Source organism: Acinetobacter sp. WU_MDCI_Abxe161 (assembly GCF_025514355.1).
Taxonomy (GTDB): Bacteria; Pseudomonadota; Gammaproteobacteria; order Pseudomonadales; family Moraxellaceae; genus Acinetobacter; species Acinetobacter pittii_E.
Map to the genome: position 1 here is coordinate 1 of NZ_JAHPTU010000010.1, position 17,667 is coordinate 17,667.

Consider the following 17,667-nt stretch of genomic DNA (forward strand, 5'->3'; position numbering starts at 1 on the left):
TGGGCGCTGACGGGATCGAACCGCCGACATTCTGCTTGTAAGGCAGACGCTCTACCAACTGAGCTAAGCGCCCTTAACGTCTTCATCGTTTGTGAGGTGCATTATAGAGAATCTTTAACAGGTGTCAAACGCTTTTCGATAACTTTTCAAAAAAATGCGAATGAATGATTAAAAATAAGTCATTATTAAGTAAAAAACAATTTTTTGTATTTTATTTAAACACTTATTTCATTTTTTTCGACATTTGCATAGCTAATCAATAATAGATAAAACTCGCTTTCAGGTTAAAGATTGCTCAGATAAATAAACCAATGCATCTTCAGCCACTAAATCAAATAACTCAATGATTTCTTCATTACGCATTCGGACACAGCCATGCGACATTGGCACACCCATTGGTTGAGTGTCTGGAGTCCCATGAATATAGATGTAACGCTGCATGGTGTCGTGGCCTTCGCCTTTATTAAAGCCTTCTTCTAAGCCGTCTAACCAAAGAATGCGGGACAGTATCCAATCTCGCTCAGGGAATTGTGCTGCTAGTTCAGCGTTATAAACCTCCCCTGTTGGCTTACGCGCAATAAAAACTGCATTTTGAGGAGATTCGGCACCAATTTTTTTTGCAACTCTATGCCATCCACGTGGAGTTTTACCCGTGTTTTCTTGCTCACCAATTCCGTTCTTTCCAGTAGAGATGACATAAAACTTATTATGTTTAGGCAAAGTTAAGGTTTGGTTTGCCAAATCGATGAGGACATCGGCATCTTCGAGCTTAAATTGAGACATTGAACTTACTCTCTTATATCAACTCAAATATTTGAGTTTAAGTAAAAATTTATAGGAAGAGGTTGTCTTGCACCAAAAATAAAAGGTTCCCAATCTTCTTTTATCTACGCGCAGTTTCACTTTTTGGCTCAGGTCGTAACCATAACCAAACTGCAACGATGAACATGGTAGTATCAGTAAAAACCTTGACCCAAAGCGGTGCTGAAGTAAATAGCATTAACAGGCCACTGATTGCCATCATTATGCTTGCAATCCACTTCGCTTTACGTGGCACTGTACCATTGGCTCGCCAATCACGTAATGTTGGGCCATATTTAGGATGATTTAATAACCAAGCATCCATTTGTGGCCATCCTTTTGAAGCCGCCCAAGCAGCCAGAATCAAAAACACTGTTGTTGGCATACCTGGTAAAATTGCTCCAATAATGCCTAGCGTGATAAAAATCACGACCAAAGAGCGCCAGAACAATGTTCGCATATATAAACCTTAACCTGCTGTTAGCGTTAGTATAAAGTGTTTTTCTTATATTGTTTGTTGATCCCTTATGAAATTAGGATGAATTACTTCGAGTATTGAATATATGAATATTGCCTCAGTTAAAACTTCCTATTTCGAACCATGGCTTCAATTTCAACATCCTATAGTGCGGCAGTTGGCTTTTTGTATCGCTAGCCCCAATTTACTTTGCAAATTACCAAGAAGTTTTTCTATACAACACGACTTTAAATTGCATCCAAGCGAAGTATGGGAAAGACACTTTCAAAATTATTTACCACGTTTAAAAGAACTTGATCAGTCCCCAGAACCATTAATCCAGTTTTTATCTCAACTTAAAAGTACGCGCTTAGGTTTACGCTTTGAAAATTTACTTTGGTTCTGGCTGCAAGAAGATGGTTATCATCCGTATCAATTATTGGGCCATAGTATTCAAAAAATTGAAGGAGCAATAACTTTAGGCGAGTTAGATTTCTTAATTTTAAATAAAGAAACTCAACAAGTTGAACATTGGGAAGTCGCGCTAAAATACTATTTAGGTGAAGCAGATTTATATTTAGAACAATGGATTGGGTTGAATCGTCAGGATACTCTGAGCAAAAAGCTTTATCATTTTACTAACAAACAATTTCAGTTTACTGAAGCATTAGATTTTAAGATCGAACAACGTTTTGCCGTTCTAAAAGGACAGCTCTATCTTCCTTTACAGTTAAATTTGCAACAATCATTGCCAGACTGGATAAATTTAAAGCGTCGATTAGGATATTGGGGTACTACCATTCCACACTCTTGCTTTTATCGATTAGAAAGGCACGAATGGTTGTGTCCAAATCAAAAACCTAGTTCGGTTTCAGCGCATTGGTGGACAGATGGTTTATATTGTAAAAGTAGTGAAGAGGTCATGTTTTATATGTATAGATGCCCTGCATACTTAAACTTTAAGTCAAACCCATACTAATTGGTAAAAATTAAAAGAATTAACAATAACTTTTTAAGCTTCTAGAAACATTTAATAACGTTTTTACTATTAAACAGTCATGTTTCTTTTTCCGTTTGTTTTTTAATCTAAATTTACTTCATTATTAAATTTAAACGGAGAAAATGATGAAAAAAGTTTTAGCTGCTTCTGTAATGATTGCTGTTGTTTTAACAGGCTGTAATACGTTTAAAGGTTTTGGTAAAGATGTTTCTAAAGCAGGTGATGCTGTAACGAATACTGCTGAAAAAACACAAGATAAAATGTAAGTTAGAGTCATCACTTAAAAAACCTTATCTTCCCGATAAGGTTTTTTTATTTTTACATACCCATCCCGTAGAGATTCCCCTATTATATCGGACTATATTTCACCTGATCAGCACGCAATTTTCGGTATGAACCATTCAGATACTCTCTCGCTTAGCTTAGAACTGTTACAACAACCTTCTGTTACTCCTATTGATCACACCTGCCAAACCATCATGGCCGACCGTTTAGCTAAAATCGGTTTCCATATTGAACCAATGCGTTTTGGTGAAGTTGATAATCTCTGGGCACGCCGCGGAACTGAAAAACCCGTATTCTGCTTTGCGGGTCATACTGATGTAGTACCGACAGGTAAATTAGAAGCATGGAATTCAGATCCATTTGCACCGGAAATCCGCGATGGCAAATTATATGGTCGTGGTTCCGCCGATATGAAAACAGCTCTTGCAGCGATGGTCGTCGCATCTGAACGTTTTGTAGCAAAGCATCCTGATCACAAAGGTTCAATTGCCTTTTTAATTACTTCTGATGAAGAAGGCCCTGCTGTTAATGGTACGGTTAAAGTTATTGAGACGCTTGAAAAACGTAATGAAAAAATGACGTGGTGTTTGGTTGGTGAACCTTCAAGTACTCATAAACTGGGTGATATTGTTAAGAATGGCCGTCGTGGCTCACTTAATGCCGTATTAAAGGTTCAAGGTAAGCAAGGACATGTAGCTTATCCACATTTAGCGCGTAATCCAATTCATGAAGCGTCACCAGCTTTGGAAGAACTATGCGAAACGGTTTGGGACAATGGAAATGAATATTTTCCTGCAACCTCATTTCAGATTTCAAATATCCATGCAGGAACTGGCGCAACAAATGTTATTCCTGGAACATTAGAAGTTACTTTTAACTTCCGTTATTCAACAGAAGTGACAGCAGAGCAACTTAAACAACGTGTACACGAAATTTTAGATAAACATGGTTTACAGTATGAAATCGTGTGGAATCTTTCTGGTTTACCGTTCCTAACACCAGTCGGTGAACTCGTTAATGCAGCACAAACAGCTATTTTGAACGTAACAGGTACTGAAACTGAGCTTTCAACAAGCGGTGGTACCTCTGATGGCCGTTTTATTGCTCCAACAGGCGCACAGGTATTAGAATTAGGTGTCCTTAACGCAACAATTCATCAAATTAATGAACATGTTGACGTACATGACCTTGATCCATTAACTGATATTTATGAGCAAATTTTAGAAAATTTATTAGCTAAGTAAAAATTTAAAAGGAACTCAAAATGAGTTCCTTTTTTTATAAATGAAGAGAATTTTGAATATATTGCAGGTTAGGCACATGGTAGCGTTGATTGTCCATACGTACATATTTAAATACAGTTGAATGCTTCAAAGACTCTTGTATATCTTCATTCTCATCTACGACTTCAGAAATACGCAAACGGACTGAAACTGGCATTGATTTACACATCAATGCAAAACGCTGGCTAATATCTTCACTTTCAATGACTAGTGCTACTGCTCGCGAATCAATTTCATTGTGAACCGAATAAACAGGGAGTTTTACATCATGCCATTCAATGTGCTTTATGCCATTTTTAACATCCATAGCAGATAACACTATATTTTGTGGCAATAGCATCGGCACTTGCTGATGACACTCGATAATATATGCATCAATAAAACCAGTTGAGACAGTAATTAAATGCTGGAGCTCTTGCTGGTCCATTTCATTAATTAAGGATGTACTTATATTACTTTTCATTAGGCAAGTCCCCCTTCAAATGCCATGAATAACGCATCAATATTATGAAGTAAGTCTTCTTCTTGGAAAGGTTTACCCATGTACTGATTAACCCCTAAAGCAAATGCTCGTTCACGGTGTTTTTCGCCAGTTCTTGAGGTAATCATGATAACTGGCATATCTTGATGTAGATCATGATGACGAACAAGATTGAGAACCTCAAAGCCATCCATTCGTGGCATTTCAATATCAAGCAGCATCAGATCTGGTTTAATATTTTCCAATTGCTCAATTGCATCGACCCCATCTTTAGCGGTGATTACATCATAGCCCTGACGTTCAAGTAATCGAGACGTGACCTTACGCACAGTTACCGAGTCATCTACAATCATGATGAGACGGCGTTCATCAGACTCACGTTGTCTATAGATAGCTTCATTAAGCGACTTATGCCGTTGGGTAGATTGAATTTGGCGAGCAATATTTTGTCCATCTAAAATTAGACAAACTTGGCCATCACCTAAAATAGTTGCTCCCGCAATTGCCCCAATACTAGAGAATTGCTGTCCGACTGGTTTAACTACAATCTGCGCACGTGAGCCAATCAGTTGGTCGACTAATAATGCAACAGTTTGTCCATTATTTGCTTTAATCATTAATACTGGTAATGAATACATCATTCCACTTAAACGCGGAATGGGTTGATTACCAACAAATTCAGATAAATAACGTAATAGATAGCGCTTATTTTCAAATTCAAAGAACTCTTGTGCACTTCCGAAATATTGTTCTAATGAGGCTGGTGAAACCCGCACAATTCGATCAATTTGAGCCAATGGGATTGCAAATTGCTGATCAGCAACTTTAACCATTAAGGCATCACTAACAGCTACCGTAGTTGGAACACGTATGGTAAAGACAGTGCCCTGCCCATAGACAGAGTCGACACTCACGTGGCCACCTAAGGCCTTAATATCACTTTGTACTACATCTAGTCCTACACCACGACCTGAAATCTGAGTGACTTGATCGGCTGTACTTAAACCAGGATGGAAAATCAGCTGTAAAATATCTTGATGTTCTAATACTTGTTCCGAGTTAATCAAACCAGACACTAATGCCTTTTGACGAACCTTCTCGATATCAATACCTTGTCCATCGTCCTTAAATGTAACGACAACCTCTGTACCTTGACGATGAATATTCAGTTCAATGCGTCCAGTTTCTGGTTTTTGCGCTTGCTCACGTTGCGCACGGTCTTCTAAACCATGGTCAATTGCATTTCTAAGCATGTGCTCAAGTGGTGTGACCAAACGCTCTAACATTGTCCGGTCCAACTCACCTTCAGTATTATTCACGAAAAGCTCTGCTGGTCGATTTAACGCAGTAGAAGTCTGTCTCACAATTCTTTGTAAACGAGGCAGCAACCGAGAGAATGGTACTAAGCGTGTTCGCATGAGACCTTCTTGAATCTCAGCCTGAATACGTGATTGTTGAACCAATAAACCTTCAGTGTCTCTGATCTTTTCCGACAATGTATTTTTAAAATCCACTAAATCTGATGCAGATTCGGCAAGAGATTTTGACAACTGATTTAATGAAGAATATTGATCCATCTCTAAAGGGTCAAATTCCGTATACCGAGAGTTTTCAATACCGTGTTTTGCAATAATTTGAGTTTCTAACTCACCTTCCATTCGGCGCAACTGATCTGCAAGTCGTTGAATAGCCAATTCCATTTCTGCAAGCGTATGGCCAAATTGGCTTAAATCCATTTCAATTCGCGAACGGTTAATTGAATTTTCGCCAGACAGGTCAATCATTTTTTCAATTAAATCTGCCGAGACTCGAATCATCTCATTATTTTGATCAAGACGTTGTGTTTGTTCCCACGCACCCATCATTGCCGGTGGCTCTGTACCGTCACCTTGCACAAAACTTATGACAGGTTCTGTGCTGAATAGATCAGTTCGAGTTAACTTATTAGGAATTTGAATTGCTGTTTCAATGAACTGAATATTTTCCAGACTTTGTTGTAAACCATCGAAGTGTTGATAATTTTGTTTAAAAATTGCCTCTTTTAACCAGAAAATAGCACTCTCTAATAAGTTGTCATAAATATTTGAGCTGAAATGATGAAGTGCAAATTGTTCAAAAGCATTCTCAAGCTGATAAGCAATCGCTTGCACGGTTTCAAGTCCCAGCATACGGGAACCGCCTTTCAAGCTATGCACAGCCCTTTGTAGCTGAAGCAAGATACTACGGTTAGTACGCTGCTCGAACCATTGTTTTAATAGATGATCGGCCGTTTCTAATAGTTCAGCCGCTTCCTCCATGAATGTCTGCTCAACAACAGAGCTAATATCCTGATCTTGAAGATTTTCCGTATAGCCTTGGTCAGCATTGAGAACTTGTAAGTCGGTTTGCTCAACAAGTTGATTATTAGACTCAGCAATCTGCTCAGACTCAGAAGTTAACTCACTGAAGATTAACGCTGTATTATTTATCGTTTCTTGTGGTAATTCTGCAAAATTTACTTCAGGTATAACATAGGTTTCAGATTCTGCTTGCACTTCTTTAATACGAGAATCAAATACTTGGCCTGCATTTTTAAGCGCTTGAATAGTATGAGAAGCAGCATAATCTAGATGCTGTTCACGTACTATTTGAAGACGGTCAGCCAAGTCATCTTGAACTAGTCGAATAACATCAATGAGAGCAGACGAAGCTATCAACTGTTTTTGAATTAAGCGCTCATAAATACTTTCTAACTCATGTGCAATTAAACCAATATAGCTTGCCTGAATCATATTTGCCCCACCTTTTAAGGTATGCAAATAACGCATCAGATTATTAAGAGCTGCAAAGTTTTCTTGATCATTAACCCAAATATTAAGATCTGTATCCATTCCTTCAAGCAACTCATCAGCTTCTTCAAGAAAAATATCTAATAGATCTGGATCAAAATTACGGTTTACCTGTTCAGTCGAAATGAACTGTCGATCTAATTGTACACTTTGACTTATTAAGATCTGATCAGTGAATACATTTTCTGCTGATACTAGAGGTTCATTCGTTGTTTGTTCAACTTCAGTATTAAAGGTTGATTCAATAATTTCCTGATGAGTTTCTAATGGTTCAACATTAAGACTCGGAATATGTTGAGTATATAGTTTTAGTTCTTCCAAGACATTTTGATGTTGCTCAATAATACTTACTCTTTGTCCCGCAGCTAAGGCATCAAATAACTGAATTAATTGTTGGTGTGCTTTTTGATAAATTTCAAAAACATAATCCAATTGCAATAAATCAGGTCGTTCAAGCAATACCTTATAGCTGTCTTTGAGCTGGTTAGTATATTCATATAAACCCACCATTGCCTGCGACTGAGTATGTTGCAACAACACATCTGCTTGTTCACTTAAGCGTTCAAGATAATGAGGAAACTCGGTTCGTATTCCCTTCTCAAAATCTAATTCTGCATCAAGCAATTCTGAAACATCTAACTGCAATAGCTGAGACACTAAACCATGTGGAGGCATGAGCGGGCTTGGATGCTCACCATGCTGCTCCATATAAGCATCCCAAATCTGATTAAATTTTTGTAGATCAGATTCCAATTGCTCAGTAGAACAATGGCTAGCCAATGAATCTAAACAATTTCGAATAAACTCGCGGTAATCGCGAAGTAATGAAATTTCTTCTGAATGAGAAGAAAGCTCTTCTTGTAATAGTATTTTAAATAAATGCTCAACTTTGGTACTGGCATCAAATATTGGTTCTACATGAGCCATAGCAGAGCTGCCACGTAACGTATGTAGCGCACGTATTAAAGCATTATAACTTTCATGCTGATGTATTTCTTGTTCTAAAAATTGGTCAATCGTCGCTAAGTGCTCTTCTGCCTCTTCCATAAATAAAATTAAGGTTTCAGCAAGAGTCTGTTCAGTTTCTATAACACTCTCTGGAGTGGCAATAGTTAAAACATTAGTTGACTCTGGTTCGAAGTCATTCGTTTCTAAACCAGTTTGAGTTTCAGCAGTAAGAGTATCTGATAATAATAAAAGTTCATCTAATGCGGGTTCTATACTTTGCTGTTGTTGTAATTGTTGTCCTAATAAAATAAGAGGCCTAAAGTCTAAGGTATGATCTTTTTTAGATTTAAAGTCATCTACTAACTTAAAGAAATAGAACTTAAATACCAACTGAACATATTGTTGGATGTTAGGAGTTAATCCGAGACTCTGATTGATTACGCGATTCAGCGTATCTTCTACAGTCCAAGCAAGCTCAGCAGATGATTTTGCACCAATCATCCGGCCAGAACCTTTCAATGTATGAAAATAACGGCGGATTTCGGTAAGCGTAGCAATATTTTCAGATTGCATCCATTCGTCAATCAAAGATTGTAATTCAACAAAAATTTCCTCAATCTCTTCGACAAAAATTTCAAGGAATTCATCATCTTGTTGAGAATAGCTATCTTCCGGTAGCATCATTGCTTCAGTTAAAGTTTTTAATATTTCTTTCATAGCAAAGGCTTCTTTTGCTTGTCTCCAAAATGGAGAAAAACGACAGAGTCAACACCAGAAAAATAGCTGTTTTCCCCAATATTTATCTGGTGTTGTAATACTTTTTAGAAGAATAGCGATTATAGGAACAGCTATTCTCATCCCCAATTTAATCAGGTAATTTAAAGTCCGTTACCGATTCACGTAATGACTCTGCCATGTTTGCTAATTCAGAAACAGAGCGCGCTGTATCGAAAGTTGCAGTGGTCGTTTGTGAAGTAATTTCTTGTACGACTGTCATGGTGGTGGCAATGTGGCTGGCAGATGCAGATTGAAGTTTTGCTGCATCAGAAATGCTAGCAATTAAGTTAGCCAAGTCGCCCGATACTTTTTGAATTTCATCCAAAGCAATACCCGCATCTTTTGCCAAGTTCGCTCCACGCACAACCTCAGTAGTGGTTTGTTCCATCGAAATAACAGCTTCATTTGTATCTGTCTGAATCGTTTTAACCAGTGTTTCGATCTGTTTTGTTGCGGAAGCTGAACGTTCTGCAAGACGCTGTACTTCGTCGGCAACCACGGCGAAACCACGGCCTGCTTCACCCGCCATAGATGCTTGAATTGCTGCGTTTAATGCAAGAATGTTTGTTTGGTCGGCAATGTCGTTAATGAGCGATACAATGTTACCAATTTCTTGTGACGACTCACCTAATCGCTTAATACGTTTAGACGTTTCTTGAATCTGTTCACGGATTGTATCCATACCTTCAATTGAACGGTTTACCACTTGCGCACCATTAGAGGCAATTTGTACCGAACGTTCTGCTACCTCAGCAGATTCAGATGCATTTGAAGATACTTGGTCAATCGATTGCGCCATTTCATTCATTGCTGTTGATGCACCAGCAATTTCTTGAGCCTGATGTTCAGACGCTTCTGCCAATTGGTTAGTAATACTTTGCGTATCTTGCGTATAGCGAGCAACCTCTTGAGAGGTTTCATGAATACGAGATACAAGGTCACGTAGTTGGTCAATCGCGAAGTTAATCGAGTCGGCAATCGCTCCCGTAAAATCCTCAGATACGGTTGCATATGAACGTAAGTCACCATCTGCAAGATCGGCGATTTCATCAAGTAAACGTAAAATCGCGTTTTGGTTACGGTCATATTCGTCTTGTAATCGAGTAACACGTTGTTTATCCATCACACTACGTAATGTGATCAATTTAAATACAGAGAAGATTAAGCCTGCTAAAGAACTGATTAGCACCGCGCCTAACAATAAAGTAAGCCAGTTCTTTCTTGCTACATCAGATAAATGCCCCAAGTTATCTAACATCACATCTGATTTAGAGAAGATCTGAGAAGATGCCTGACGAACATTGACAATCTGGTTACCATTTTTTAATACCGTGGCAGCAGCAGATTTTAAGACTTTGTCATATTCAGATTTAATACTTTCTAATGATTCACGTAAAGCCGGATCTGCAATACGATCAACACCCAATTCAGCATTACCATTAAGTTCAGCATTTAGATACGTACCAAACGTATCAATGTCTACACCAAAATCGCTAGTCGATACATTACCATCAGTACCACTTAATACCGAGTTAATAGAACGTAAAATACGTTCAGCGATAAATACCTGGTTTTTAGCAATAATTACCTGACTACTTGGCAAACCTTGACGCGCCATTTGGTCAACCATCAAGTTATATTCTGCCTGAATCTCAGGAACGGTTTCGCTAATAGAGATGTTGGTGTCATATAGCTGGTTAAGGACTTTTTGATGTGCTGAAATCAAATCGATGTTTTTTGAAAGTTCAGTCCACATAACTTGAACTTTTTGATATTCATCAGTCGACTTACCGTGAATATTTTCAATCTCAAGTAAGTTTTCGTTAAAGTCTTTTTGAGACTGCTGTAGCTTGGTGATTGCCTCTTGAGAGCCAGACTCAGTTGCTTCAGTTGCTTGCTTAGAAATCGTTTGAGATAACAAACGTAACTCCCCAAGACTTCGAATTAACTGGTTATGACGTGGAACGTTATAGAACAAATAGGCTAGAGAAACTAATGCAAGAACAAAACATAAAATTGCTGCATATAGGATTGGCTTGGACTTTTCACTTTCCCCAAATAAACCGGCAAACTGCTCAATTCTTGACTGGATTGTTGCAATAAAATTAACATCCGATTTTTCGGACGCAACCCGACTGCTGCCTTTCTTTTTAAGCTTAAAGCCCATAGCTTTTCCCCAGAAAAATACTCTGTTTTCACAGCGTAAAAATTAGTTTATAAATTTTGTCGATGCATTCATGTAATGCGGGTTTTGCAATAAACGACTAAATAAAAAAACATGCCAGTGTTGGTTATGTTGATGAAAATAACCTTGGCAATATTCTTTTAGATTTTCCTCTAAGTCTAAACTTTGAGAAAAAAAGCTTTTTTTATTAAAGTGCTGAATCCCCAAAACCTGATCTACGACCAACCCCACATACTGGTCGCGATGGCTAATACACAATACTTTTTGAGTTGACGAAAATGAACTTCGTTGCCCTAAAATAAAATGCGCCAAATCAGACACTGAAAGTAATCTGCCCCGAATATTTGCCAATCCCCTTACCCAACTTTGGGTATTTGGAACCGGTGTATATTTTGGTGGATAGATAACTTCTGACACTTCCCCAAGTGGTGCGACGAAGTATTGCCCTCTCATTTCAAAAGCAATTCCTGACCATCGCTGTGCTTCATTTTGAACTGAAGCGTAATTCTTATTACCCCGTTTAGACAAACGAAGTAACTCGATAAATCCATTCGCTGCCATACTCGATCCTATAAAACGGGTACAAAATGCCCGTTATTTATGTTTTTATGGATGGATGAGTTAATTTAGAAATTGTTTAATTACATCAATCAATTGCTTTTCTTCGATTGGTTTAATCAAATAGTCGATTGCACCTTGACGCTTGCCCCATACACGGTCAGTTGCCTGATCTTTAGTACTGACAATAACAACAGGAATATGCTTAGTGTCTTCATCACGGGTAATCTGACGTGTTGCCTGAAAGCCATTTACACCCGGCATAACAACATCCATCAATACAAGATCTGGTTGCTCTGCTTTTGCAAGAGTTACACCATCTGCCCCATTTGATGCTTCAAGTACGTCATAACCATGTTTTGTTAGGATTTCTTTAAAACGAAAAGTTTCTGTTGGTGAGTCATCTACAATGAGAATACGTGCCATTTTTTTGCCCTCAAATTACTGGTTATGAACTTACATGATTACGAATCGCGTTTAACAATTCATCTTTGCTAAAAGGTTTCGTCAAGTATTCATCTGAACCTACCACACGCCCTTTTGCCTGATCAAATAAACCATCTTTACTAGAGAGCATAATAACGGGAATGTTCTGATAATTTTGAGAGTTTTTTATCAAAGCACAAGTTTGATAACCATCTAAACGAGGCATCATGATATCGACAAAAACAATATCCGGATTTGCTTCTGCTATTTTGGACAAAGCTTCAAATCCATCCACAGCAGTAATGACTTCACAGCCTTCGCGCTGCAATAAAGTTTCTGCTGTACGGCGAATGGTTTTTGAGTCATCAATAACCATTACTTTCAGATTTTGGAACGCATCTTCCATTTAATCTTCCATCCCCATAAATATAAAATATAAATGCAATTTAACTTAAATTTGTTTTTACACATTTATACGCATTTTTAACATATCTCACCTTCTATTTTCAACGAGGCATTTTTGTCTACTTTCTCATTTATAAACAATAACTTTTAACCCCATCACACTTTAATTAAAATTATCATTTTTTTTATAATGACTATATTTTTATTCAACTAAATAATAATTAATATAATGAAGATTAAATATTTAAAAATAAGTGACTTAGCTATCTTTTTTGGGGATTTTCAATGAATGTTAGGATGAAATATGCCTTTTATAGGAACTGCTTGTCTGTATCTATAGGCATTATTTCCTTCGGATCACTTTTTTTCTTAGCTTCTACACTTGCTATTGCCGATACGCCTAAAGCGGTTTGGTATCGTTATTATGATCAACATGGTATTGCCAATATTAGTACATCAGTTACTCCAGCCCATATTCGTTATGGTTATGAAGCGCTTGATCGCAATATGCAAGTGATAAAAAGAAACCATTCTTATAATGCTGAAGCCGATTTAAATCAATCGAGTCAACGAGCATTATTGGCACGACATAAAGAACAAGATATTAAATTAAAAAAAGCTTATAGCAATAGTAAGATAGCGTTGATTAAAAGAGATCAGGCATTAGTGTCTATAAAAAAACAAATTAATTATCAGCAGGAACAACTTAATCAATTACAACAAGACAAAATTTTATTTAAACGTCAGGAAATGGAGTATTTCAGAAAAGGAGAAATAACTCCTGAGCACCATAAGGCATTGATTGAAAACAATCTAAATAATATTAATCGGGTTAAACAAACGCTTCAAACACTTTCCAAGACCTATAACCGAACCAACAGTGAGTATGAAAATATTATCGAACGTTTAAAAAAGCTTGAATAACTGCAAAGGTTTATCAAGAATAGGGGCAAAATAAAATTTGAATTATAGGATGATGCTGTATGCACACAATGCATCCCACCCCTTCTACTTTTTTTAAACTGAGTATTATTAGTTTATGTTTAATTTTAGCTGCATGTAATCAGCAAGAAACAACCAAAACCACTGTATCAACTCCTGCCAAAATTGAGCTTATTCCTCAAGATCTTATTGCAGTTAAACAAGGAGCACTTGACTCTCAAACTGCATTTACAGGAACTGTTCGTGCGGTTCAGCAAAGTTCCATTCAGGCACAAGTGAGTGCAACGGCGACAAATGTCACTGCAAATGTCGGCCAACAGGTACAAAAAGGTCAAGTTCTGGTGAGATTGAATAATCAGGACAATGTTGCACGATTAGCGCAAGCACGCGCCAACCTCGCATCGGCTCAATCACAAGCTGAACTTGCACGTAATTTGATGAACCGAAAACAAAGATTATTCAATCAAGGTTTTATTGCTCGTGTCGAGTTTGAACAAAGTCAGGTGGACTATAAAGGGCAACTTGAAAGTGTAAAAGCACAACAAGCCAATGTTGATATTGCAAAAAAAGCGGATCAGGATGGAATTATTACCAGTCCAATTTCAGGTGTGATTACTAAACGGCAAGTTGAACCCGGTCAAACCGTATCAGTTGGACAGACACTATTTGAAATCGTAAATCCAGATCAACTTGAAATACAGGCGAAGTTACCCATTGAACAGCAATCTGCGCTTAAGGTAGGTAGCAACATCCAATATCAGATTCAAGGTAATTCTAAACAATTAAATGCAACGCTTACTCGCATTTCACCTGTCGCCGATCAAGACAGTCGACAAATTGAGTTCTTTGCTGCTCCTAAAGAAAAAATTGATTCGTTAAGTATCGGAGCTTTCATTAATGGAAACATTTTGCGCAATGACACTCATCAAGGCCAAACTATTCCTTTAGATAGTATTCAAAATATGCAACATGACCCATTTGTATGGGTGATACGCAATCACACCATTCAAAAAGTTAAAATTCGGGTGATTGAACAGCGCTATAACGAGAATATTGCTTTAGTCGAAGGTTTACAAAGCTCAGATCTGGTCAGCCGTATTCAATTTGAAGATTCCGACATTAATAAAAAAGTGACGGTTACAACCGACAAAAATAAATAAGGTAGCAAATAGCGTATGTGGTTTACTCGAATCAGTGTGAAATACCCCGTTTTTACCATTATGATGATGCTCAGCTTAATGGTACTCGGGTTAGCTTCTTGGAAACGCATGACTGTCGAAGAGTTTCCAAATATAGATTTCCCATTCGTAGTGGTCACTACGCAATATGCGGGTGCGTCGCCTGAAGCGGTTGAATCAGATATTACAAAAAAACTTGAAGATCAAATCAATACAATTTCAGGAATTAAACAAATTACTTCACGCTCAAGTGAAGGCTTTTCGATGGTGATTGCTGAGTTTAATCTCGATACATCTTCAGCAATTGCAGCTCAAGATGTTCGTGACAAAATTGCACCTGTCACAGCACAGTTCCGTGATGAAATTGATACACCGATTGTACAACGCTATGACCCCTCCTCTAGCCCAATCATGTCGGTTGTATTTGAATCAAACAGCATGAGTCTGGCGCAATTAAGTTCGTATGTAGATAAAAAAATTGTGCCTCAACTTAAAACTGTTTCAGGTGTCGGTAATGTAAATTTATTGGGTGATGCAAAGCGGCAAATTCGAATAAAAGTTATTCCTGCACAATTACAAAGCTACGGCATTGGTATTGATCAGGTCATTAACACCTTAAAAAATGAAAATATTGAAGTCCCTGCCGGAACCTTACAACAAAACAATTCTGAACTGGTCGTACAGATTCAATCGAAAGTTATCCATCCCCTTGCATTTGGCGATTTGGTGATTGCCAATAAAAATGGTTCGCCCATTTTTTTAAAGCAAGTGGCAACTGTTGAAGACACACAAGCCGAACTACAATCGAGTGCCTTTTATAATGGAAGAACCGCTGTCTCTGTCGATATTTTAAAAAGCTCCGATGCCAATGTCATTAAAGTTGTCGATCAGACTTATGAAATGTTAGAGAAATTAAAAGATCAAATGCCTGCGGGCTTAAATTACAAAGTGGTAGCTGATAGCTCTAAAGGTATTCGTGCCTCAATTAAAGATGTCGCTCGAACCATTATTGAAGGTGCGGCCTTAGCAGTTCTCATTGTTTTACTCTTTTTAGGCTCTTTCCGTTCTACCGTTATTACAGGTTTAACCTTACCGATTACTTTGCTCGGAACCTTAACTTTCATTTGGGCTTTTGGTTTCAGCATTAACATGATGACACTGTTAGCGCTATCGCTCAGTATTGGTTTACTTATTGATGATGCAATTGTAGTGCGGGAAAACATTGTCAGACATACTGAACTTGGCAAAGACCACGTAACTGCAGCTCTTGAAGGGACAAAAGAAATTGGTTTAGCCGTACTCGCAACTACACTTACCATTGTGGCAGTATTTCTACCTGTAGCCTTCATGGGTGGTCTGATTGGACGTTTCTTTTATCAATTTGGTGTAACGGTCAGTACCGCTGTTTTAATTTCAATGTTTATTAGTTTTACACTCGATCCAATGCTATCAGCTCACTGGAAAGATCCTGTAAAGAAAAAAGATAATTGGCTACAACGGTTTTTTGACCATATTTCTAATTTGCTAGATCGGCTTGCTCATGTTTATGAAAAGCTATTAAAACTTGCTCTACGCTTCCGTTTCATTACAGTCATTATTGCAATCGCCTCATTATTTGCTGCATTAGGACTATCTAAACTGATTGGGACCGAATTTGTACCTACACCAGATAAAGGTGAAGTGCGTATCCAGTTCGAAACTCCTGTAGATGCTTCTTTGGAATATACTCAAGCAAAATTACATCAGGTCGATCAAATTATTAGACAATTCCCCGATGTGGTTTCTACTTACGGCGTAGTCAACAGTGAAGTAGACTCTGGTAAAAACCATGCAGGTTTAGGGGTGACCTTAAAACCAAAACAAGAACGTAGCTCAGATCTTAATACACTCAACAACGAGTTCCGTGATCGTTTGCAAACAGTAGCAGGTATTCGAGTAACTTCTATTGCCGCAGCACAAGACTCTGTCTCTGGCGGCCAAAAGCCAATCATGATTTCTATTAAAGGATCTGACCTAAATGAACTACAGAAAATTTCAGATCGCTTTATTGCTGAAATGGAAAAAATTCAAGGCGTAGTTGATTTAGAAAGTTCATTGAAAGAACCTAAACCGACTTTGGGTGTCCATATTAATCGTGTATTGGCAAGTGATTTAGGTTTATCTGTATCCCAAATTGCGAATGCCATTCGACCATTAATTGCGGGTGACAATGTCACCACGTGGGAAGATCGTGACGGCGAAACTTATGATGTAAATTTACGTTTAAATGAAAATAAACGTATGCTTCCACAAGATGTGCAAAATTTATATATCAACTCTAATAAAACCAATGCAGCTGGACAAAACATATTAGTTCCATTGAGTGCCGTTGCAACGACCGAAGAAAAGCTCGGCGCTTCACAAATTAACCGGCGTGATCTTGAGCGCGAGGTTCTGATTGAGGCAAATACTTCAGGACGTCCTAGTGGCGATATTGGTCAAGACATCGATAAAATGCAAAAGGCGTTTAAGCTGCCTGCGGGCTATACATTTGATACTCAAGGTGCCAATGCCGATATGGCTGAATCTGCAGGGTACGCATTAACAGCCATTACCCTATCGATTGTATTTATCTATATTGTGTTAGGTTCTCAGTTCAATAGCTTTATTCATCCAGCGGCTATTATGGCGTCTTTACCTTTATCATTAATTGGTGTTTTTCTTGCCTTATTCTTATTCCAAAGCACCCTAAATCTGTTTTCGATTATTGGTATTATCATGCTGATGGGGCTTGTCACTAAAAATGCGATTTTGCTGATCGATTTTATTAAGAAAGCGATGGATCAGGGCGTCAGCCGTTATGATGCTATTTTACAAGCGGGGAAAACCCGTTTACGTCCAATCTTAATGACCACAAGTGCTATGGTGATGGGGATGGTCCCTTTAGCTTTGGGTCTTGGCGAAGGCGGTGAGCAAAGTGCACCAATGGCTCATGCTGTGATTGGTGGTGTAGTTACCTCTACCCTGTTGACACTTGTAGTTGTACCCGTCATTTTCACTTATCTGGATGACTTGAAAAACTTTATGCTGCGTCAAACTCGACGATTCATGTCATAATGCAGCGATTATCGTAT

The 17,667-nt window shown here is 38.1% G+C and carries 14 protein-coding genes and 1 tRNA gene; 6 read left to right on the plus strand and 9 right to left on the minus strand.

What is annotated here, in order from left to right:
• The 3 genes from KTI78_RS12110 to KTI78_RS12120 form a co-directional block, all read right to left on the minus strand.
• A tRNA-Val gene (locus KTI78_RS12110) sits at positions 1–73 on the minus strand.
• A gap of 206 nt (positions 74–279) precedes the next feature.
• Positions 280–783: a cell wall-recycling L,D-carboxypeptidase ElsL gene (gene elsL / locus KTI78_RS12115; protein ID WP_262446220.1), complete on the minus strand. Its 504-nt coding sequence runs from the start codon at positions 781–783 to the stop codon at positions 280–282.
• A 100-nt stretch (positions 784–883) separates the two neighbouring features.
• The gene (locus tag KTI78_RS12120) at positions 884–1,261 is read right to left on the minus strand and encodes a YbaN family protein (RefSeq protein WP_262446221.1); all 378 of its coding nucleotides are present in this window, start codon (positions 1,259–1,261) and stop codon (positions 884–886) included.
• Between the two features lie 103 nt (positions 1,262–1,364).
• On the opposite strand from KTI78_RS12120, the gene KTI78_RS12125 reads away from it, so the two are divergent.
• The 3 genes from KTI78_RS12125 to dapE all read left to right on the plus strand — a co-directional run bounded on the left by KTI78_RS12125 (position 1,365) and on the right by dapE (position 3,787).
• Positions 1,365–2,237: a DUF1853 family protein gene (locus KTI78_RS12125; protein ID WP_262446222.1), complete on the plus strand. Its 873-nt coding sequence runs from the start codon at positions 1,365–1,367 to the stop codon at positions 2,235–2,237.
• A gap of 143 nt (positions 2,238–2,380) precedes the next feature.
• Positions 2,381–2,524, plus strand: a complete 144-nt coding sequence (locus KTI78_RS12130) for an entericidin A/B family lipoprotein (protein WP_003655297.1) — start codon at positions 2,381–2,383, stop codon at positions 2,522–2,524.
• Positions 2,525–2,650: 126 nt separating this feature from the next.
• The gene (gene dapE / locus KTI78_RS12135; protein WP_262446223.1) at positions 2,651–3,787 is read left to right on the plus strand and encodes a succinyl-diaminopimelate desuccinylase; all 1,137 of its coding nucleotides are present in this window, start codon (positions 2,651–2,653) and stop codon (positions 3,785–3,787) included.
• A gap of 34 nt (positions 3,788–3,821) precedes the next feature.
• On the opposite strand, the gene KTI78_RS12140 is transcribed toward dapE, so the two are convergent.
• The 6 genes from KTI78_RS12140 to pilG all read right to left on the minus strand — a co-directional run bounded on the left by KTI78_RS12140 (position 3,822) and on the right by pilG (position 12,435).
• On the minus strand, positions 3,822–4,289 hold the full coding sequence (locus KTI78_RS12140) for a hypothetical protein (RefSeq protein ID WP_262446224.1): 468 nt from the start codon (positions 4,287–4,289) through the stop codon (positions 3,822–3,824).
• Complete coding sequence (locus KTI78_RS12145) at positions 4,289–8,800, minus strand: hybrid sensor histidine kinase/response regulator (RefSeq protein ID WP_262446225.1); 4,512 nt, start codon at positions 8,798–8,800, stop codon at positions 4,289–4,291. The genes KTI78_RS12140 and KTI78_RS12145 overlap by 1 nt, the downstream gene beginning before the upstream one ends.
• A 148-nt stretch (positions 8,801–8,948) precedes the next feature.
• Entirely contained in the window at positions 8,949–11,027 is a 2,079-nt protein-coding gene (locus KTI78_RS12150; protein ID WP_262446226.1) for a methyl-accepting chemotaxis protein, read from the minus strand.
• Between the two features lie 42 nt (positions 11,028–11,069).
• Entirely contained in the window at positions 11,070–11,606 is a 537-nt protein-coding gene (locus KTI78_RS12155; RefSeq protein WP_087087309.1) for a chemotaxis protein CheW, read from the minus strand.
• Between the two features lie 60 nt (positions 11,607–11,666).
• Complete coding sequence (locus KTI78_RS12160; RefSeq protein WP_000101096.1) at positions 11,667–12,029, minus strand: PleD family two-component system response regulator; 363 nt, start codon at positions 12,027–12,029, stop codon at positions 11,667–11,669.
• A gap of 22 nt (positions 12,030–12,051) precedes the next feature.
• Positions 12,052–12,435, minus strand: a complete 384-nt coding sequence (gene pilG, locus KTI78_RS12165; protein WP_000389061.1) for a twitching motility response regulator PilG — start codon at positions 12,433–12,435, stop codon at positions 12,052–12,054.
• Between the two features lie 284 nt (positions 12,436–12,719).
• Between pilG and KTI78_RS12170 the strand changes: the two genes are divergently transcribed.
• The 3 genes from KTI78_RS12170 to KTI78_RS12180 all read left to right on the plus strand — a co-directional run bounded on the left by KTI78_RS12170 (position 12,720) and on the right by KTI78_RS12180 (position 17,650).
• Positions 12,720–13,358, plus strand: coding sequence for a hypothetical protein (locus KTI78_RS12170; protein ID WP_262446228.1), 639 nt, complete (start codon positions 12,720–12,722; stop codon positions 13,356–13,358).
• A gap of 68 nt (positions 13,359–13,426) precedes the next feature.
• Entirely contained in the window at positions 13,427–14,536 is a 1,110-nt protein-coding gene (locus tag KTI78_RS12175; RefSeq protein ID WP_262446290.1) for an efflux RND transporter periplasmic adaptor subunit, read from the plus strand.
• Between the two features lie 15 nt (positions 14,537–14,551).
• On the plus strand, positions 14,552–17,650 hold the full coding sequence (locus KTI78_RS12180) for an efflux RND transporter permease subunit (RefSeq protein WP_262446229.1): 3,099 nt from the start codon (positions 14,552–14,554) through the stop codon (positions 17,648–17,650).
• Positions 17,651–17,667 lie beyond the last annotated feature (17 nt).

Excerpts from the sequence above, each read along its gene's own strand:
- KTI78_RS12180 (WP_262446229.1), top strand. The coding sequence starts at position 14,552 with ATGTGGTTTACTCGAATCAGTGTGAAATACCCCGTTTTTACCATTATG.
- KTI78_RS12145 (WP_262446225.1), bottom strand. The coding sequence starts at position 8,800 with ATGAAAGAAATATTAAAAACTTTAACTGAAGCAATGATGCTACCGGAA.
- KTI78_RS12155 (WP_087087309.1), bottom strand. The coding sequence starts at position 11,606 with ATGGCAGCGAATGGATTTATCGAGTTACTTCGTTTGTCTAAACGGGGT.
- KTI78_RS12170 (WP_262446228.1), top strand. The coding sequence starts at position 12,720 with ATGAATGTTAGGATGAAATATGCCTTTTATAGGAACTGCTTGTCTGTA.
- KTI78_RS12130 (WP_003655297.1), top strand. The coding sequence starts at position 2,381 with ATGATGAAAAAAGTTTTAGCTGCTTCTGTAATGATTGCTGTTGTTTTA.
- elsL (WP_262446220.1), bottom strand. The coding sequence starts at position 783 with ATGTCTCAATTTAAGCTCGAAGATGCCGATGTCCTCATCGATTTGGCA.
- dapE (WP_262446223.1), top strand. The coding sequence starts at position 2,651 with ATGAACCATTCAGATACTCTCTCGCTTAGCTTAGAACTGTTACAACAA.
- KTI78_RS12160 (WP_000101096.1), bottom strand. The coding sequence starts at position 12,029 with ATGGCACGTATTCTCATTGTAGATGACTCACCAACAGAAACTTTTCGT.
- KTI78_RS12175 (WP_262446290.1), top strand. The coding sequence starts at position 13,427 with ATGCATCCCACCCCTTCTACTTTTTTTAAACTGAGTATTATTAGTTTA.
- KTI78_RS12125 (WP_262446222.1), top strand. The coding sequence starts at position 1,365 with ATGAATATTGCCTCAGTTAAAACTTCCTATTTCGAACCATGGCTTCAA.
- KTI78_RS12120 (WP_262446221.1), bottom strand. The coding sequence starts at position 1,261 with ATGCGAACATTGTTCTGGCGCTCTTTGGTCGTGATTTTTATCACGCTA.
- KTI78_RS12140 (WP_262446224.1), bottom strand. The coding sequence starts at position 4,289 with ATGAAAAGTAATATAAGTACATCCTTAATTAATGAAATGGACCAGCAA.
- KTI78_RS12150 (WP_262446226.1), bottom strand. The coding sequence starts at position 11,027 with ATGGGCTTTAAGCTTAAAAAGAAAGGCAGCAGTCGGGTTGCGTCCGAA.
- pilG (WP_000389061.1), bottom strand. The coding sequence starts at position 12,435 with ATGGAAGATGCGTTCCAAAATCTGAAAGTAATGGTTATTGATGACTCA.